Origin of the sequence: Enterococcus sp. DIV1328a (assembly GCF_050536905.1) — a bacterium.
GTDB lineage: Bacteria > Bacillota > Bacilli > Lactobacillales > Enterococcaceae > Enterococcus > Enterococcus faecalis.
Map to the genome: position 1 here is coordinate 1,449,184 of NZ_CP172912.1, position 18,223 is coordinate 1,467,406.

Consider the following 18,223-nt stretch of genomic DNA (forward strand, 5'->3'; position numbering starts at 1 on the left):
AAACACTGTTTACATTTCTTTCCTAGCCTAGAATATCAAAATTCTTCTATTTTTGCAACCGTTTTATCGTTTTTTCATGAAAATTTACTTTCCATTTCAAAAGGAACTTTTTGTCATTTCATGTTATGATAGTACTGTGATTCACTTCAGAATAAAAGAAAGAAGGATGTTTTATGAATCAAGAAAAAATTGCCGATTTAAAAAATTGGATGCACCAAGAAAAGATTGACTTCACTTATATTAGTGATCCTGGTCATATCGCTTACTTTTCCGGTTACGAAAGCGAACCTCATGAGCGCGTGTTAGCTTTGTTTATCGCTGCGGACGACCAATCATTTTTATTTACACCTGCATTAGAAGTCGAAGATGCCGAAAAGAGTAGTTGGACTTATCCCGTTTATGGTTATTTAGATAGCGAAAATCCTTGGGAAAAAATTGCGGCTTTATTAAATAAACGGACACAAGGCACACCACGCTTTGCTTTAGAAAAACAAGCTCTTTCTTTAGCTCGTTTCGATCAATTGAAAACCTATTTCCCAGCTAGCGATTTTTCGCATGATGTTACGCCTTTAATTGAAAAACTTCAATTAATTAAAACAGAACCTGAAATTCAACGTTTACTAGAAGCTGGTAGTTGGGCTGATGTCGCTTTTGAGATTGGCTTCAAAGCAATTCAAGCAGGCGTTGCGGAACAAGAAATTGTTGCAGAAATCGAGTATCAATTAAAACGTCAAGGTATTCGCTCAATGAGTTTTGATACGTTAGTCTTAACAGGAAAAAACGGAGCTAGTCCTCACGGGGTACCTGGCGAAACAAAAATTGAGCCCCATGACTTAGTGCTATTTGATTTAGGTGTCGTTCATAATGGCTATTGTAGCGATGCCACACGAACAGTCAGCTACTTGGAACCTTCTGATTTCCAAAAAGAAATTTATGGAATTGTTTTAGAAGCACAATTAGCAGCAACTGAAGCGGTGAAACCTGGTGTTACAGCAGGCGAATTAGATGATATTGCTCGAGGTGTAATCACAAAAGCTGGTTATGGTGAATATTTTAACCATCGCTTAGGCCATGGCATTGGAACCACTGTCCATGAATACCCATCGCTGGTTCATGGCAATGATTTAGTCATTGAAGAAGGTATGTGTTTCTCTATTGAGCCCGGTATTTACATTCCTGGAAAAGTAGGCGTTCGTATTGAAGATTGTTTACACGTAACGAAAACAGGCTCCGAACCATTCACTAAGACAACCAAAGAATTGCAAATTATTCAATAGCATAAAAATAAAATGAGGCCATCAGTCAACCGGACTGATGGCCTCATTTCTAAATTTTAAGGTAAGCCGCTGAACAAAAGCAACACGATCCGTTGCTAACTTTCATAAGCTAAACGCTTGTTACCCTTTAAATTCTTTTTTTACGTCTTTCGCTGCATCTTTAACATCTTCTTTTGCTTCTGCAGCTTTTTCAGGAACATCTTTGGTGGTTTCTTTTGCTTCATCGACACCAGCAGAAACAGTTTCTTTGGCTGCTGCCGCAGAATCTTTAACGTCAATATAGATATCTTCTGCTGCATCTTCGGCAATTTCACCTAAATCTTCTGCGTGATCTTGAGCATCGTCAGCTGCTTTTTTAAATTGATCAGATAAATCACCTGTTTGTTTTTTAAAGTTATCAAGCATGTCGCCAGAAACACCTTGTGCTTTATCCAATGAATCTTTTGTTTTTTCTTTGACAGAACCTGCCAAATCAGAGGCTTGATCTGATAAAACGCCGGCTTTTTGTTTTGCGATTTCTGTTAATTCTGTTCCTTTTTGAACAGCATAATCTGTGTAATCTTGCGCTTTGTTTTTTAAATCATCTGTTTGATTTGATAAATCATCACGTAATTCTTTACCTGATTTTGGTGCAAGTAATAATGCGGCAACGGCTGCTGCTGTTCCACCAATTACTGCTCCTAAGAAAAATCCGCCTTTTTTAGCCATAAAAATCTCCTCCAATTAGTTATTTGTTTTTTTATTTTTTGAACGCATTGCTCTAAAAGCAGAACCGCCTACTTTACTCACTAAACCAGCTTTCGCTGTGCCTTTCCCTACGGTTCCTACCTTTGTAATCAAATGTTTACTTGAGGTGTTCAATTCAGAGACACTTTCGCTTAAATCAGCAACGGCCGTAAACAACGGATCAATCGTTGCCACTTTTTGATTCACATCTGTCAATAGTTCATTGCTTTTAACAAGCAAGCCTTCCACTTGGCGACTCAATACATTCACATCGCTAGTCACGACTTTGATTGTTGTATTTGTTTCATCAATTGTATCTTCAATTTTTGAAACAACTTGAGAAACTTTATATAACACAAGTACTAAAAAGATGACTAAAACAACAAATGCTACCGCTGCAATTAAGGCAGCAATTTCCCCACCTGACATATCATTACTCCCCTCTGAAATTTTATTTATAATCTTAGGATAACACCAACTTATATTTTTCACAACTCATAAAGCTAAGAATGACAATTTATTTTATAAAATTCTCATGCCCTTTTCTTTAAGAAAATAAGCGTAAAATTTCCTTCTAACGAATTGAAATTTTACGCTTATTTTTATTTATTTTTCTTTTGGTTGCTCTTTTTTCGCTAATTGAGCACCTAAATTAATAATGTATTCTCGTAAATTATCTTTTACTTCTGGATGAGTCAAACCATATTCAATGCTTGTTTTCATAAACCCAAATTTATCGCCAACGTCGTAACGTTCTCCTTTAAACTCACGAGCAAAAACGCGTTGTGTTTTATTTAAAGTGTCAATCGCATCTGTTAACTGAATTTCGTTACCAGCGCCTGGCTTTTGATTTTCAAGTACATCAAAAATTTCAGGGGTTAATAAATAACGGCCGATAATCGCTAAATCACTTGGTGCTTCCTCAGGTTTTGGTTTTTCAACAAAGTTCTCGACATTGTATAGTCCTTTTTCGATTTCTTTTTCTGGATTGATAATACCATATTTTGAAGTATCTTCATGGGGTACTTTCATTACCGCAATTGTCGAAGCATGTGTTTGTTCGTAATCATCCATTAATTGTTTCGTTAATGGCACTTTATCTTCCATTAAATCGTCGCCTAACATCACGACAAAAGGTTCATTGCCAACAAATGCTTTCGCTTGTAAAACAGCGTGTCCTAAGCCTTTCGGATGGGATTGACGAATAAAATGTAAATTAACATCCGTTGTTTCTTCGACTAATTTCAATAAATCGGTTTTATTTTTTTCTTTTAAATTATTTTCTAATTCAACATTTGAATCGAAATGATCTTCAATCGGACGTTTGGCTTTGCCTGTCACAATTAAAATATCTTCGATTCCTGAAGCTAGTGCTTCTTCTACAATAAATTGAATCGTTGGTTTATCAACAATCGGTAACATTTCTTTTGCCATCGCTTTGGTAGCCGGCAAGAAACGTGTTCCTAACCCAGCTGCTGGAATAACTGCCTTTTTAACTTTCATCTTTTTTCCTCCTAAAAATCAAGTGTAAATTCGTTTTCGGTTTTGCCATCGCGCAACATGATTTCTTTTGCTGCTTGTTGTACATCTTCGTCATTGTACAAGACATTGTAGATTGTTTCTGTGATTGGCATTTCGACTTCTAGTTGTTGTGCCAATTCATAGGCTGCTTTAGTTGTTGAAACACCTTCCACAATCATGCCCATGTTTTCTAAGACTTCATCTAACTTATGGCCTTTTCCTAATAAATTACCCGCACGCCAATTTCGAGAATGGACACTTGTACAAGTAACAATTAAATCCCCAACACCACTTAAACCAATAAATGTTAATGGGTTTGCTCCCATCGCAACCCCTAAACGACTAATTTCTGCTAAACCACGAGTCATAATTGCCGCTTTGGCATTATCACCAAAGCCTAAGCCATGAATCGCTCCGGCGCCCAAAGCAATAATATTTTTTAAGGCCGCCCCTGTTTCTACACCAATCACATCATCATTCGTATAAATTCTAAAGTAATCATTCATAAACAACTCTTGCACATACACAGCGTCTGCTAAATTTTCGCTTGCTGCTGTAATGGTTGTAATGTCATGAACAGCGACTTCTTCTGCATGGCTTGGACCAGATAAAACCACAATCCCTTGCCGTTTTTCTGCTGGAATCTCTTCCGCTATCACTTCTGAAATCCGCTTATGTGTACCTTGTTCGAGCCCTTTACTTGCATGAATAATAATTGGTTTTGTTTTTAAATATTGGGCCACTTCTTGTGCTACTGAACGAATGGCTTTAGTTGGTACCACAAACAGTACCGCATCCACATCTACTAAAGCAGTGGCTAAATCAGTGGTTGCCTGAATTGAAGTAGGTAAGATTAATTCTGGTAAATAATGTTTGTTGGTATGTTTTGTATTTATTTCATCGATTTGCTCTGGTTTATTTCCCCAAATACAGACCTCGTGTCCATTTTCGGCTAATACTTGAGCTAAAGCTGTCCCCCAGGAACCTGGTCCTAAAACAGCGACTTTTTGTTTCATCGGTGAAACTCTCCTTTCGCTAAACAACGTTGCTTCTCTAGTTTACCATATTCTTCGATCAAGTTGGATTAAGAAGTTGTTATTTTTTTCTTTTGTTTCTCCCGATTGTAAAATTTCAAATTGGGATTTCTTCTACGAACGATCACAATAACAATTGCTGCCACGAACATCACTAAAGACAACAATTGTGAGACACGAATATTACTAAACGCATACAAACTGTCCATCCGTAACCCTTCGATGAAGAAGCGGCCGAAAGAATACCATATTATATAACCTAAAAAGACTTCGCCTTCTTTTAAAAAGTGTGGCTTTTTGCGTAATAACACTAAAACGATAAAGCCTAAAACATTCCAGACAGATTCATATAAAAATGTTGGTTGATGATACGTTCCGTTGATATTCATGTTATCAATGATAAACGATGGTAAATGAAGATTTTCTAAAAATTGTCTGGTGGTCGCTGGCCCATAGGCTTCATGATTCATAAAGTTGCCCCAGCGACCAATTGCTTGCGCTAAAATCACACTTGGTGCGGCAATATCTAAAAAAGTCCATGTAGAAATGAAACGATGACGCGTAAAGAAAAACAGCGCCAGTCCCCCACCAATAAGACCACCATAAATCGCTAAGCCACCATTTCGAGTAAAGAAAATTTCAATCGGATTGTCTACATAATCTTGCCATTGAAAAGCGACGTAATACAAGCGCGCGCCAACAATTGCTGCAGGTAATCCCCAGAGCATAAAGTCAAAGACATCATCTTCTTTTAAACCAACACGAACGGCTTCACGACTACTTAGCCAAACAGCTAAAGCAATCCCTGAAACAATAATAATTGCATACCAATAGACGGGAATACCGAAAAGGCGAAATGCAATTGAATTTACTTGAGCTAACATCATCACATCTTCTCCTTCTATTCTCCTGAATTTTCTTCAATCAAACGGGTTAAGCGCTCTTCGAACGTTTTTGTTGCATCATAGCCCATTGTTTTCGCGCGGAAGTTCATTGCTGCCACTTCAATAATAATGGCCACATTTCGGCCGGTCTTAACAGGAATACGAATCTGAGGGACATCAACGTTAGCTATTTCAACCATTGCATCATCACTACCAAGACGATCATATTTCTTGTCTTTTTCCCATGCCTCTAAATAAACGACCAATTGAACTTGCATAAAGCCGCGGACCGCACTAGCTCCAAACAGGTTCATGACGTCAATAATTCCGATACCACGAATTTCAATTAAATGCTGCAAAATTTTTGGTGGCTCTCCAACCACGGTTAATTCATCTTGCTGATAAACATCGACACGATCGTCTGCGATTAGCCGATGTCCACGTTTAATAAGCTCTAAAGCTGTTTCACTTTTACCAATACCGCTATCTCCTTGGATCAAAACACCAAGTCCATAAACATCAACTAAAACCCCATGGACACTTGTCCGAACAGCTAAACGGCCATCTAAATAACTGGATAGTTCCCCTAGTAAACGGGAAGTTGAAATCGGTGAACGTAATACAGAAACCCCATTTTCTTTTGCTGCTGTAATTAATTCTTCGGGGATTTCTAGTCCTCTGGATACTATAAAGGCTGGAGTATCTTTCGCACATAAACGGCGCATCACTAATAAACGCTCTTCAGGCATCATTCGTTCCGCAAAGGTAATTTCTTTGCTCCCAAATAATTGTAAACGGTCATGGGAATAATAATTAAAATACCCAGTTAATTCTAAACCTGGCCGGGAAATTTCACCAGTTTTAATTGTTCTATTTAAGCTTTCTTCATCTCCGTATACTACTTCTAAAGAAAGATTTTCTACCAGTTGATAAATCTTTACCACTTCTGTCATATCGAATGTCAGTCCTTTCTGCTACTTGTTATATTTTATCATTTAAAAATACAAGTTTCTAGCTATTCACTAGATAATTCCTAGAATTATCATATTTCAAAAAAATGAAACTATTTTTCAGTGAAATTACCTATGCTATTTCTGTTACTTGACTATTTCAGAAAACTTTGTATACTTGAAGCCGATCCTTTTAAGAAAAGAGGAAACTTATGAAAGAATATTTAAAGGAAAAAGCCCATCAATTACCGTTAACACCGGGTGTTTATTTAATGAAAGACGCAACCGACACAATTATTTATGTGGGTAAAGCCAAAAAATTAAAAAATCGCGTGTCGAGCTATTTTATTAATAGTCATCAACATTCTCGAAAGACGATGCGTTTAGTCAAACAAATTATAGACTTCGATGTTCTCCATACTGACACAGAATTGGATGCACTCCTCCTAGAATGTCAACTGATTCAACAGTATCGGCCGCGCTACAATCGCCAAATGAATGCTTATGAACAATATTCTTATGTATCGGTAGCCGTTAATGAGCGGCAATTAGAGATTAAACTCTTAAATATTCCCACTAAAGAGAACTGTTTTGGTCCTTATTCGATTCGCCGAAAATTAAACCGTTTAAAAATAATTTTGGATAGTATCTACGATCTCGTCCCAACCAACTATTGGCATCAAACCTTTCAAAAAGAGAGTGCCATTCCGACCGAACTATTTCAACAAGAATTGTTCGACTTTTTCCATAATCAAGGACGAGAACCAATCAAACGAATTGCTCAACAAATGCAAGAAGCTGCTGAAAAACAAGCCTTCGAAAAAGCGGCAAAACTCAAAGAAGATTGGCTCTTTCTGACGCGCTTTGCAAACCAAAATCAACGAATTAGTCAAGCTAACCAACGAGATTGGCAACTGATGTGGTTACCTTGTCAGAAAAAAATCAAATACTATTTAATTTACCAAGGCTTGGTGGTAGCAACACGTGTTGTAACTAAACAAACGTTTCAAAAATATTCATCGCTTGAACTAGCAAAAAAAATCATGCCCAAAAAACCACCGAAAACAATCGAACATTATTCGAAGCAACAAGTTGATTTTTTAAACATTTTATATGGCTATATCAGCCGCCATCCAGAATGTCACCTAGAAAATTTAACCATCGAAAAAGCCTGAAGAACGCATTTTATGCTACGTTCTTCAGGCTTTTTTATTCATATTTAGATAAATTGTGATCCGTAACGATCGTATTGACAATTGACATAATTACAGCCATTAGCACCGCTGCCCAAAAACTTGAGAAGCCAAAGTTCATTTCCCCCACAAAAAACGAGGTCATTTGTAAAATCGCTGCATTGACAACAAAGCTAAATAGACCAAACGTTAATAAAGTAAATGGGAGCGACAAGATTGTTAAGACTGGTTTCACCAACATATTTAGGATTGAGAGAACAAAGGCGGCAATAATTGCAGGCATTATGCCTCTCACATGAATCATGCCAGGAAAAACAACTGATAAAGAAATGAATGTCAGTGTATTAACAACCAATCGCTGAAAATATGTCATTAAAAGTCACTCCATTCGTCATCATCAATTTTTTCCGCTTCTTTACGTTGCTTTTTATTGGCAGCATAAGGATTTTCATTGCGAACATTTCTATTATAAGGATTTTGATGGCCGTAGCCGCGATCGCTTCCTGTTCTTCCAGAAGGGATCAAGACTGCTAAGGCAATGTATAAGAGAATGCCTGGAAATCCTGCTGAGAAAAAGCTGAGCAAGACATAAACGACACGAATAATTGTTGGGTCAATTCCTAGCCAATCAGCAATCCCAGCTAAGCTTCCTGTTAAAACCACGTTATTCGGAGATTTTGTTAGTTTTCTTTTCATATGTTTTCACCTCGTCTACTAAATTTTACACTAGAAAGGCTGATTCGTCAGCCCATCTAGCTTAAAATTGTTAATTATTTATCCGTATCTTTTAGGAAAATACTTCCCGTTGTTGTAGAAGCATTAATTTGAGCCATTGATTCTTCCAGTACACGTCTAAAATGTAATTGTTGATTGCCGCGATCTTTCTTTTCACGAACAACTTCAATATCTGTTAAACGGCTGTTAATACTACCTAAATTCGTTTTCACTTGCCCTTCAACACCTAAGTCATTTGGCAAGGCCAATTTGATATTCCCATTTGCAGAGCTTGCTTCAACACGGCGAAGCGTTTTTTCTTTAGCTGTAATGCGGATATCTCCATTAATCAGAGAAACACTTAGACTTTCTGGTGCCGCGGAAATAGACACATCACCATTGACTGTTTCAATAATGTTATCTAAAATCGTTCCTTCTAGGACTTTAATTTCACCATTCACGCCTTCAATTTCTAACATAGTTGCATCAATTTTTTTAAACGTAATCGTCCCATTCGTTGATTTTGTGTAAACATCTTTCGCTGTTAACTCTTCTACTAAGACATTTCCGTTTAATAATTTAACAGATACATGATCGTAAGTGCGTTTTGGTAAATAGAACGTTAAATCTGCTTTCACCCGTTTGTTTGGCACTTGGAAAGAAATCGTTTCATCATCCACATCAATGTCACTTCGTTCTAAGAAAGCTTCCATTGGTGAATCTCCTGCCATTTTACCATATAATTTGATTTTTGCTTCGACTTTCACATCTTCTTGATCCCAAGTTTTGAAAACCACGGTACCATTTGCTACCTTGACATCAATTAAACTTGCTTGTGGATTTGGATAGTTAAACTCATGTTCAAACTTAGTTGTTGCCACACCAGGAACTTTCATTTTAATGTCTTTCCATTCCACATTATCATTCATGGTATCACTGAAAGAATTAAATGTTTTTTTCAAGAATTCTCCCACTTGGCCGCCAACTTCGGCAACTTTGCCGCCGACTTGGTTAAAGGTGTCTGTGGCTTGATCTTTCCACTCTTCAGAGAATTGAGAAGAAACTTTTTCTTTTGTATCATTCCATTGACCTTTCCATTGTTCTTTACGAATGTTTTTTAGTTCTTCTTCCAGTGCTGTTTTTTCAGTACTTTGAGTCGCTAATTTTTCTTCTAATTGTGCAAGTAAAACGTGCAAGTCTTTTCGTTGAACTTGTTCATCTTCTGTTAATGCATCTAATTCTTCTTTTGTATCTAATGTTCCAATTTCTTCTGCGACTTCTTTAATTTCTTCTTTGATGCCGGCGATTTCTGCGTTGACTTCGTCCAATTCAGCCGAAGCACGATTGGCTTTTGTTGCTAACTCATCAAGAATTCTTTCTAAGTTTTCACGATCTTTTTCTGCACTGTCCTGTGTATTTTCTTCAAACGAATCAACAGTAGGTCCTTCTGATTCGCCTTTTTCTAATGCATCCATTAAATCTGCGACTTGATCTTCTTTATTTGTTGTTCCAATATTTTGTGTATCAACTTTTTCAGCAGCTTTTTCGATTTGTTTTTCATCTTTTTCAGTTGCCATATTTTCTAATAAAATTAACGCTTCTTCTGACGTTAGAATACCTTTTTTCACTAATTCTAATACGCGTTCTCTTTCTTTCATGGATATTGCCTCCTTAGCAAATTTTTCACTCAATAGTGTTTTCCTTACATGCATTATTATGCCTTGTTTTTGATCATTTGTCATAGGACTTAAGAACGATTTCTTCTCATTAGTAAGGACTAGTTTTATGAAATCAGTTCATTTTACGCTAAAAAAACTAGGAATTGGTCTAAAAAAGGCCGTCTCCTAGTTTTTTTATTTGTTTTTCTTAAAATTGTTCGTCACGATTACTATTCAATTCGGTAATTTTACCAGTTGCCAAGTAAACAATCCACTCACAAATATTTGTGACATAGTCGCCAATTCTTTCCAAGTATTGTGCCACATGTAGATAATCAGTTCCGCTAATGACCGTTTCTGGATTAGCTTTCATTGCTTCTACGGCATGTTTGTAAATACTATCGAAATATTCATTAGTACGATCATCCATTTGTGCAATCATTCGTGCATCTTTTTGATCCGTTTTAACATAGGCGATTAAAACATTATCCACCATTTTTTTCACATAATCAGACATATCTGAAATTTCTTTTTCGATTTCAGGAATACGTGTTTCTCCTTTTAAGCGAATCGTTGATTTAGCAATTGAAACGGCATGGTCCGCCATTCTTTCTAAATCCGAACTAGCTTTCATAACAGTGATAATCATACGTAAGTCTGTTGTCACTGGTTGTTGTAACGCAATCATTTCAAAACTCTTTTTCTCAAGTTTGACTTCCATATCATTAATTTCAATATCGCGATCAATCACTTCTTGAGCCAATTTTTTATCATGATTAATATATGCCTTCACGGATTTATGGACGGCACTACTAACCATCATACCCATTTCATAAAATTGATTGTGCAGATTTAATAGTTCTTCTTCAAATTGTGTCCGTAACATTCTTTTTCCCCCTTTTAACCAAATTTACCAGAAATGTAATCTTCTGTTTGTTTTTCTTTTGGATTTAAAAATACTTTTTTCGTGTCATTAAATTCAATTAAATCACCTTGTAAAAAGAAGGCCGTTTTATCAGAGATCCGTGATGCTTGTGACATATTATGTGTCACCATAATCATGGTATATTTCTCTTTTAATGTTAACAGCATGTTTTCAATTTTACCACTAGAAACTGGGTCCAAGGCGCTAGTTGGTTCATCTAATAAAATAATATCCGGTTCCACAGCTAAAACACGAGCGATACAAACCCGCTGTTGTTGTCCACCAGAAAGTGAAAGTGCACTTTTGTGAAGTTTATCTTTGACATCCTCCCAAACGGCAGCAGCTTTCAAACTGGTTTCAACTGCTTCATCTAAGACTTGCTTGTCTTTGACTCCTTTTAGGCGCAAGCCATAAATCACATTTTCATAAACTGAAAATGGAAATGGATTAGGTTGTTGGAAAACCATGCCAATTTCTTTACGTAATTCAACGTTATCTGTTTTCGGTCCATAAATATCTTTTCCTTTATAGACAACACTTCCAGTAATAGTTACGTCTGGGATTAAATCATTCATACGATTCAAGCAACGTAAATACGTTGACTTCCCGCAACCAGAAGGACCAATCATGGCAGTTAATTCTCCTTGATTAAAAGTTAAATCAATGCCTTTCAATGCTTCTTTTTTCCCGTAATATAAATGTAAATCTTTTGATGAAATAATTTCTTTGCCCATCTTGCTCCTCCTAACCAAAATGTCCTGAAACGTAGTCTTCCGTTGCTTGAATTTTTGGTCGTGTAAAGATTTTTCTTGTATGGTCGTATTCAATGACTTTACCCATATAGAAGAAAGCTGTATAGTCACTAATCCGCGCCGCTTGTTGCATGTTATGTGTCACAATGATGATCGTGTAATCATCTTTTAAATTCACTAACGTTTCTTCAACCGTTCCTGTTGAAATCGGATCTAACGCGCTTGCCGGTTCATCTAACAATAAAATATCTGGTTTCATCGCAATTGCCCGAGCGATACACAAACGTTGTTGTTGCCCACCAGACAGAGCTAAGGCGCTTTTGTTTAAGTTATCTTTCACTTGATCCCAAAGTGCGGCTTGCTTCAAACTTGTTTCAACGATTTCATCTAATTTTTTCTTATCCTTTTCACCATGCTGTTTCAATGCGAATGTGATATTTTCATAGATAGATTTACTAAATGGATTGGGCCGCTGAAAAACCATGCCAATGCGTTTTCTCATTTCGTAGACGTCAACTTCTTTCGTATTGACATCGACATCTTTATACATGATTTTTCCAGTAACACGTGAATTGGCAATGCCATCGTTCATACGATTTAGCGAACGTAAATACGTGGATTTACCGCAACCAGAAGGTCCAATTAAGGCGGTTATTTTGTTCTTTTCAAATTGCAAATCAACACCTTTGATAGCCTCATTGTCCCCGTAAAAGACATGTAAGTCTTCCGTGTGTAACGCAATCGGGTCTTTTTGGCTATCTAGTTGAAGTAAATGGGTATCATTTAAATTGTATTCTTTCATGCTAATTCCCCTAACATTAAGCTGATGTCATTCTCTTATAAAGACGGTTGCCGATAAAGCGAGCGCCGAAATTGAAAAGTAAAACTACTAAAATTAACACAGCGGAGGCACCTGCTGAGACCGCAGCGCCATCTGGCATCGTTCCTTCGGTATTAATTTTCCAAATATGCACAGCCAACGTTTCCGCTTGACGGAAAATACTAATTGGACTTGAAACGCTCAATGGATTCCAATTACTGAAATCTAAGGCAGGTGCGCTTTGTCCTGCTGTATAAATTAGCGCAGCGGCTTCACCGAAAATCCGACCAGAACTCAAAATAACACCTGTCAAAATTCCTGGTAACGCTTCTGGCAAAATAACTTTTTTAACTGTTTCCCAACGTGAAAGACCTAAGGCTAACCCCGCTTCACGCTGTGTATAATGAATGGCTTTCAAAGATTCCTCAACATTTCTAGTCAATAATGGTAAGTTAAAAAATGTTAATGCTAACGCACCTGATAAGATTGAAAAGCCATATCCGATTTGTACAACGAAAATCAAGAAGCCGAACAGCCCGACAACAACGGAAGGCAATGAACTTAAAATTTCAATCGAGGTACGAATTAAATCAGTTAACCAATTCTTTTTCGCATATTCCGATAAGTAAATTCCAGCACCCAATGAAATTGGAATACTAATAATCATTGTAATCAATAGTAAATATAGTGAGTTAAAAAGCTGAATACCAATCCCGCCACCAACTTGATAGGCTCTGGATGGTTGTGTTAAAAATTCCCACGAAATATGAGGAATTCCTCTAGCTAAAATGTAAATCAGTAAGGCCGCCAAAATTAAAACAATGACGCCAGATACGGCATATAAGATACCTGTTGCGATTTTATCTGCTTTTTTTGCATTCATTATTTTAAGGCTCCTCTCTTACCGATAATTCGGATAACAATGTTGAATAGTAAAGACATCAACAATAGAATCAAAGCTAAAGACCAAAGAACGTTGTTTTCAACTGTTCCCATAATTGTATTCCCAATCCCCATTGTCAAAATACTTGTTAGTGTCGAAGCTGGTGTTGTCAAACTAGTTGGCATCACAGCTGCATTTCCGATTACCATTTGGATTGCTAAGGCTTCACCAAACGCACGAGCCATACCAAAGACAACCGCAGTTAAAATACCAGGCACAGCTGCCCGCAAGACAACTTTATAAATCGTTTGCCAACGCGTAGCACCAAGCGCCAACGACGCTTCACGATAATGTCGAGGCACAGCTTTTAATGCATCTACGGTCATCGTAGTAACCGTTGGTAAAATCATAACAAATAGCACAAACGTACCAGCTAAAATACCGAAGCCAGTTCCGCCAAAGATTGAACGGACAAAAGGAACAATGACAGATAAACCAATAAATCCATAAACAACAGAGGGAATCCCTACAAGTAATTCAATAACTGGTTGTAAAAATTTCGCTCCTTTTTTAGGTGAAATTTCTGTCATAAAAACAGCCGCTCCAATCGCAAATGGCGTCGCAACAATCGCTGACAAAAACGTTACAATAAAGGAACCCGCAATCATTGGTAAAGCCCCAACCATGGGTTTACCGTCTGCGCCGATATCACTTGGGTTCCAGTTTGTTCCAAATAAGAAATCAAACACATTAATCTTATCTTTAAAGAATGTAGCAAGTCCTTTACTTGCAACAAAATAGAAAATTGAAACAACCACTGCTACAATTAAGGCAATACATAGGAAACTAATAAATTTCCCTCGTTGCTCCATCTTGGCTCTTTTCGATTTTGTTAATAATTTTTTCTGTACATCTTCCAAGAATATTTCCTCCTCAAACAATCCAACTTTTACAGATAAAAATAGTGTACCTTTTTTACATCAATTTGTTTTTAATAACATGTAAATTTTATGTTAATTTTGTAAATTTTGTGTTAAGAGAATTATTTAATGACATTTCCTTGCCAATCCCGTTCAATTTCCATTTTCGAAACAGGAATATACCCTAATTGACCAATCACACGTTCTTGGATATCATCTGACAACATAAAGTCTAAAAACTCTTTGGTTAAATCACTTGGATTTTTACGAGTGTACATGTGTTCATAAGACCAAATAATCCATTTATTGTTCATTACATTTTCATCTGTTGGCTGAACACCATCAATACTTAACGTAGCTACTTCATCAGTAACATATGAAAATGCAGTATAACTAATCGCTCCTGGTGTATCAGAAACAATGGAACGAACCATGCCGCTGGAATCTTGTTCTTGCGCACGAATGGCTGTTTTATCTCCCAAGACCCACTTTTCAAAAGTAGCGCGCGTACCACTACCGGCCGCTCTGTTCAAAATAACAATTTTTTGGTCTTTCCCGCCAAGTTCTTTCCAGTTTGTTACTTCACCTAAAAAGATTTTCTTTAAATTTTCCATTGAGATATCTTTGACACCGACATTTTTGTTAACGATTGGTGTAATCCCAACAACAGCAACTTTATGATCAATTAAATCTTCCGCTTTGATGCCCTTTTTCTCTTCTGCAAATAAATCAGAATTACCAATGTCTACCGCGCCAGATTGGACTTGACTCAGACCTGTTCCGCTTCCGCCACCTTGGACATTAATAAATCTTCCCGGATTTTGGCTTTGATATTCCTCACTCGCTGTCTCTACTAATGGTTGTAAAGCTGATGAGCCTACCGCTGTGATGGATTCACCACGATCAATCCATTTTGCACATCCTGTTAAAGTAAGTATACTTGCCAAACCAATAAATAATAGCAATCTTTTTTTCATCGATTCATTATTCCTCCAATTAATTTCAATCTATTCTATTTTACCATTATATGTAGGACTTGAAAATTATAAGTTATCAATTTGTTGGTACAACTGAGAAAACTCTTAAATTAAATAACAAGTATTTTAAAACTAAAACAAAAAAAACTCTCCAAAATGGAGAGCTTTTTTTCGTTTAAATTTTCAAGAAACGACGCATTGAAATAACTGAACCTAGTGATCCAATAATCATTCCTGTTGCAATCATTAATAGATTGACTTTCCAGATAAAATCTTCTGGACGAATTAATGAATAATTCGAACGCAATAACTGCGGGTTAAACATGTTATAAACTTGATGGTAGCCTAACGTCATAATGATGACTGGCACGATTGCGCCAATCAACCCAATCCAAGCACCTTCTAAGAAGAACGGCCAACGAATGAAACTGTTTTTCGCTCCTACAAGACGCATAATTTGGATTTCTTTTTGACGAGATAAAATCGTAATCCGAATGGTGTTGGAAATTAAGAACACTGCAACGAATAAAAGTAATGCAGCAGCTGCTAAGCCCCAAGTTCGAACGGTTTGAGCGATTTTAAAGATTTTGTCTGAGTTTACACCACCGTAATCGGCTTTAAAAACACTTGGGAATTTAGCTGCTTGTTTCGCAATATCTTTCGTGTCTTCTGGTGTTTTCGCACGGACATAATACACATCGTATAATGGGTTACTATCGCCTTCGAAAAGATTCCAGGCATCCCCCATTTGTTCTTGGATTTTTTTCAATTGTTGATCTTTGTTTGAATAAGAAATATCTTCAACATTGTCTAATCCTTTAAGTTGTTTTTCTAATGTTTTCATTTCATTTTGTTTTGTACCAATATCGACAAAAACAGACACTGTCACGTTTTTTTCGACATCATCAGCAAGTTTCGTTGCATTAAAAATAACGCCCATAAAAATACCAACTAAAACTAATGTAATTGTAACCGCACTTGCTGAGGCAACAGTCATCCAACCGTTCCGTTTTAAACTTTTGATACTTTCAAATAAATGAGAAAAGAATGTTCTAATCATCGTAACCGTATTCTCCTTCCACTTGGTCACGGATAATGCGACCATTTTCAATGGCAATAACACGGTGACGAATCGTATTTACAATTGTACTATTATGCGTTGCCATCACGACTGTTGTTCCTTGTGCGTTAATCCGGTCCAACAATTTCATGATTTCCCATGAATTCTCTGGATCTAAGTTCCCAGTTGGTTCATCGGCAATTAAAACTTTCGGTGTATTTACGATTGCTCGTGCAATGGATACCCGTTGCTGTTCCCCACCAGAAAGTTCGCTTGGAAAAACACGTACCTTATGTTTTAGACCGACTAAATCTAAAACTTCCATCACGCGTTTTTTGATTTCGCGAGGACGTCGTCCGATAACTTGCATCGCATAGGCCACGTTCTCATACACAGTTTTCTTTGGTAATAGTTTATAGTCTTGGAAAACGATGCCGATTTCACGACGTAAATAAGGAACTTCTTTATTTTTTATTTTCATTAAATCATGACCTGCAACTGTCAAATTACCTTTTGTTGCTTTTTCTTCACGATACATTAATCTAATAAAGGTTGATTTCCCTGCACCTGAGGGACCAACCACATAGACGAACTCGCCTTGGTCAATCTCTACTGAAATATTTCGAATCGCTGTTGTACCATTCGAATATTTCTTCATTACATCTTTCATTTCAATCATGGCGTTCTCTCCATCTCTTTTTTCTTCAATCCTACTCATTATAACATGTCAATATTGCAAACTTCTTGCATTAAGTTACATTTTTATTTCAATTTAATGAAGAGCTTAACTTAAGCGCTGTTTTAAGTAGGCATCAATGAAACCATCAAGGTCCCCATCCATCACAGCTTGTACATTGCCGGTTTCGTAATTTGTCCGATGGTCTTTGACCATTGAATACGGATGGAACACGTAAGAACGGATTTGTGAGCCCCAGCCAATTTCCATTTGTTCACCACGTAAACTTGCTGCTTCTTGGGCTTTCTTTTCCATTTCCAATTGATATAATTTGGCTTTTAACATACTCATTGCTTGCTCACGGTTTTTTAATTGAGAACGTTGTGCTTGGCTTGCGACAACGGTACCTGTTGGAATATGTGTGATTCGAACAGCCGATTCTGTTTTATTAATATGCTGACCACCGGCACCACTTGCTCGATAGGTATCAATTTTTAAGTCATCTGGATTGATTGCAATCTCTATTGTATCGTCTAATTCAGGCATTACATCAACTGAACAAAACGAAGTATGACGGCGTTTAGCGGAATCAAAGGGCGAAATCCGCACAAGACGATGGACACCTTTTTCAGATTTTAGGTAACCATAAGCATTGTAACCTTTGATTAATAAGGTGACACTTTTAATCCCTGCTTCATCTCCAGCTTGGTAATCCAACGTTTCAACTTGGAAACCGTGACTTTCTGCCCAACGTGTATACATTCGTAAAAGCATACTTCCCCAGTCTTGTGACTCAGTACCACCGGCACCAGGGTGTAATTCAATTAGGGCATTATTATGATCATATGGCTCATTTAGTAGTAAGGATAGCTCATACGTTGTTAAACGTTCTTGCAAGAGATGAATTCTTTCTTCCAATTCTTCTTGAATCTCTGTATCATATTCTTCTTGTTGTAATTCAAACATCACCGTTAATTCGTCAAGTTCCTCAGAGAGCTGATGAAATTGTTGATATTTTTCTTTCAAACTATTGGTTTCGTTAATTAGCTTTTGAGCCGTTTCTGTGTTGTCCCAAAAACCAGGTTCTCCCATCCGATTTTCCGCCTCGGCAATGTCTTCTTCTAACTGGTCTAAGTCAAAGAGACCTCCTGAAGCTAGTAATTTTTTGTGTCATTTCGTCTAATAATGTACGAATTTCTGGGTTTTCCAAAATGATTCCTTCTTTCTCTTTATTGTAAAAAGAGCAAAGGCGG

At 37.0% G+C, this 18,223-nt stretch carries 20 protein-coding genes; 2 read left to right on the forward strand and 18 right to left on the reverse strand.

Annotation, left to right across the window (positions count from 1 at the left end; all coding sequences use genetic code 11):
- Positions 1-173: 173 nt before the first annotated feature.
- Complete coding sequence (locus IGL93_RS07010; RefSeq protein ID WP_002361926.1) at positions 174-1,277, forward strand: aminopeptidase P family protein; 1,104 nt, start codon at positions 174-176, stop codon at positions 1,275-1,277.
- Positions 1,278-1,397: 120 nt separating this feature from the next.
- Here IGL93_RS07010 and IGL93_RS07015 read toward each other — a convergent pair whose 3' ends face one another.
- The 6 genes from IGL93_RS07015 to hprK form a co-directional block, all read right to left on the reverse strand.
- Positions 1,398-1,985: a YtxH domain-containing protein gene (locus IGL93_RS07015; RefSeq protein WP_002381831.1), complete on the reverse strand. Its 588-nt coding sequence runs from the start codon at positions 1,983-1,985 to the stop codon at positions 1,398-1,400.
- A gap of 15 nt (positions 1,986-2,000) precedes the next feature.
- A complete protein-coding gene (locus IGL93_RS07020; RefSeq protein ID WP_002357316.1) occupies positions 2,001-2,432 on the reverse strand; it encodes a DUF948 domain-containing protein in 432 nt (143 codons plus the stop codon).
- Positions 2,433-2,609: 177 nt separating this feature from the next.
- A complete protein-coding gene (galU, locus tag IGL93_RS07025; RefSeq protein WP_002357314.1) occupies positions 2,610-3,506 on the reverse strand; it encodes a UTP--glucose-1-phosphate uridylyltransferase GalU in 897 nt (298 codons plus the stop codon).
- Positions 3,507-3,517: 11 nt separating this feature from the next.
- The gene (locus IGL93_RS07030) at positions 3,518-4,540 is read right to left on the reverse strand and encodes an NAD(P)H-dependent glycerol-3-phosphate dehydrogenase (protein WP_010713347.1); all 1,023 of its coding nucleotides are present in this window, start codon (positions 4,538-4,540) and stop codon (positions 3,518-3,520) included.
- 68 nt (positions 4,541-4,608) lie between these two features.
- Positions 4,609-5,442: a prolipoprotein diacylglyceryl transferase gene (gene lgt, locus IGL93_RS07035; RefSeq protein WP_016618333.1), complete on the reverse strand. Its 834-nt coding sequence runs from the start codon at positions 5,440-5,442 to the stop codon at positions 4,609-4,611.
- Between the two features lie 17 nt (positions 5,443-5,459).
- Positions 5,460-6,395 carry an HPr(Ser) kinase/phosphatase gene (hprK, locus tag IGL93_RS07040; protein WP_002357309.1) on the reverse strand — a complete coding sequence of 312 codons (936 nt, stop codon included), beginning with the start codon at positions 6,393-6,395 and terminating at the stop codon, positions 5,460-5,462.
- A 209-nt stretch (positions 6,396-6,604) separates the two neighbouring features.
- Here hprK and IGL93_RS07045 point away from each other — a divergent pair, with 209 nt between their 5' ends.
- Positions 6,605-7,567: a GIY-YIG nuclease family protein gene (locus tag IGL93_RS07045; RefSeq protein ID WP_002374708.1), complete on the forward strand. Its 963-nt coding sequence runs from the start codon at positions 6,605-6,607 to the stop codon at positions 7,565-7,567.
- A 34-nt stretch (positions 7,568-7,601) separates the two neighbouring features.
- Here IGL93_RS07045 and IGL93_RS07050 read toward each other — a convergent pair whose 3' ends face one another.
- The 12 genes from IGL93_RS07050 to prfB all read right to left on the reverse strand — a co-directional run bounded on the left by IGL93_RS07050 (position 7,602) and on the right by prfB (position 18,180).
- Complete coding sequence (locus IGL93_RS07050) at positions 7,602-7,958, reverse strand: phage holin family protein (protein ID WP_002357307.1); 357 nt, start codon at positions 7,956-7,958, stop codon at positions 7,602-7,604.
- Entirely contained in the window at positions 7,958-8,281 is a 324-nt protein-coding gene (locus tag IGL93_RS07055) for a PspC domain-containing protein (RefSeq protein ID WP_002357306.1), read from the reverse strand. Before IGL93_RS07055 ends, IGL93_RS07050 begins: the two co-directional genes overlap by 1 nt.
- 74 nt (positions 8,282-8,355) lie before the next feature.
- The gene (gene liaX, locus IGL93_RS07060) at positions 8,356-9,957 is read right to left on the reverse strand and encodes a daptomycin-sensing surface protein LiaX (RefSeq protein ID WP_002360155.1); all 1,602 of its coding nucleotides are present in this window, start codon (positions 9,955-9,957) and stop codon (positions 8,356-8,358) included.
- A 208-nt stretch (positions 9,958-10,165) separates the two neighbouring features.
- Positions 10,166-10,843 carry a phosphate signaling complex protein PhoU gene (phoU, locus tag IGL93_RS07065; protein WP_002357304.1) on the reverse strand — a complete coding sequence of 226 codons (678 nt, stop codon included), beginning with the start codon at positions 10,841-10,843 and terminating at the stop codon, positions 10,166-10,168.
- A 14-nt stretch (positions 10,844-10,857) separates the two neighbouring features.
- Positions 10,858-11,616: a phosphate ABC transporter ATP-binding protein PstB gene (gene pstB / locus IGL93_RS07070; protein ID WP_002357303.1), complete on the reverse strand. Its 759-nt coding sequence runs from the start codon at positions 11,614-11,616 to the stop codon at positions 10,858-10,860.
- A gap of 10 nt (positions 11,617-11,626) precedes the next feature.
- Positions 11,627-12,436 (reverse strand): phosphate ABC transporter ATP-binding protein PstB, encoded by an 810-nt coding sequence (gene pstB, locus IGL93_RS07075; protein WP_002357302.1) that lies wholly within the window; start codon positions 12,434-12,436, stop codon positions 11,627-11,629.
- A gap of 16 nt (positions 12,437-12,452) precedes the next feature.
- A complete protein-coding gene (gene pstA, locus IGL93_RS07080; RefSeq protein WP_002357300.1) occupies positions 12,453-13,337 on the reverse strand; it encodes a phosphate ABC transporter permease PstA in 885 nt (294 codons plus the stop codon).
- Positions 13,337-14,257, reverse strand: coding sequence for a phosphate ABC transporter permease subunit PstC (gene pstC / locus IGL93_RS07085; protein ID WP_002357299.1), 921 nt, complete (start codon positions 14,255-14,257; stop codon positions 13,337-13,339). Before pstC ends, pstA begins: the two co-directional genes overlap by 1 nt.
- Positions 14,258-14,379: 122 nt before the next feature.
- The gene (locus IGL93_RS07090) at positions 14,380-15,234 is read right to left on the reverse strand and encodes a phosphate ABC transporter substrate-binding protein PstS (protein WP_002357298.1); all 855 of its coding nucleotides are present in this window, start codon (positions 15,232-15,234) and stop codon (positions 14,380-14,382) included.
- A gap of 175 nt (positions 15,235-15,409) precedes the next feature.
- Positions 15,410-16,294 carry a permease-like cell division protein FtsX gene (gene ftsX / locus IGL93_RS07095; protein WP_002360154.1) on the reverse strand — a complete coding sequence of 295 codons (885 nt, stop codon included), beginning with the start codon at positions 16,292-16,294 and terminating at the stop codon, positions 15,410-15,412.
- Positions 16,287-16,973, reverse strand: coding sequence for a cell division ATP-binding protein FtsE (gene ftsE / locus IGL93_RS07100; protein WP_002361935.1), 687 nt, complete (start codon positions 16,971-16,973; stop codon positions 16,287-16,289). The genes ftsX and ftsE overlap by 8 nt, the downstream gene beginning before the upstream one ends.
- Positions 16,974-17,078: 105 nt before the next feature.
- A protein-coding gene (gene prfB / locus IGL93_RS07105; protein WP_100068981.1) for a peptide chain release factor 2 occupies positions 17,079-18,180 on the reverse strand; the annotation gives its coding sequence in 2 pieces (ribosomal slippage) (positions 17,079-18,107 and positions 18,109-18,180; 1,101 coding nt in all).
- Positions 18,181-18,223: the final 43 nt, after the last annotated feature.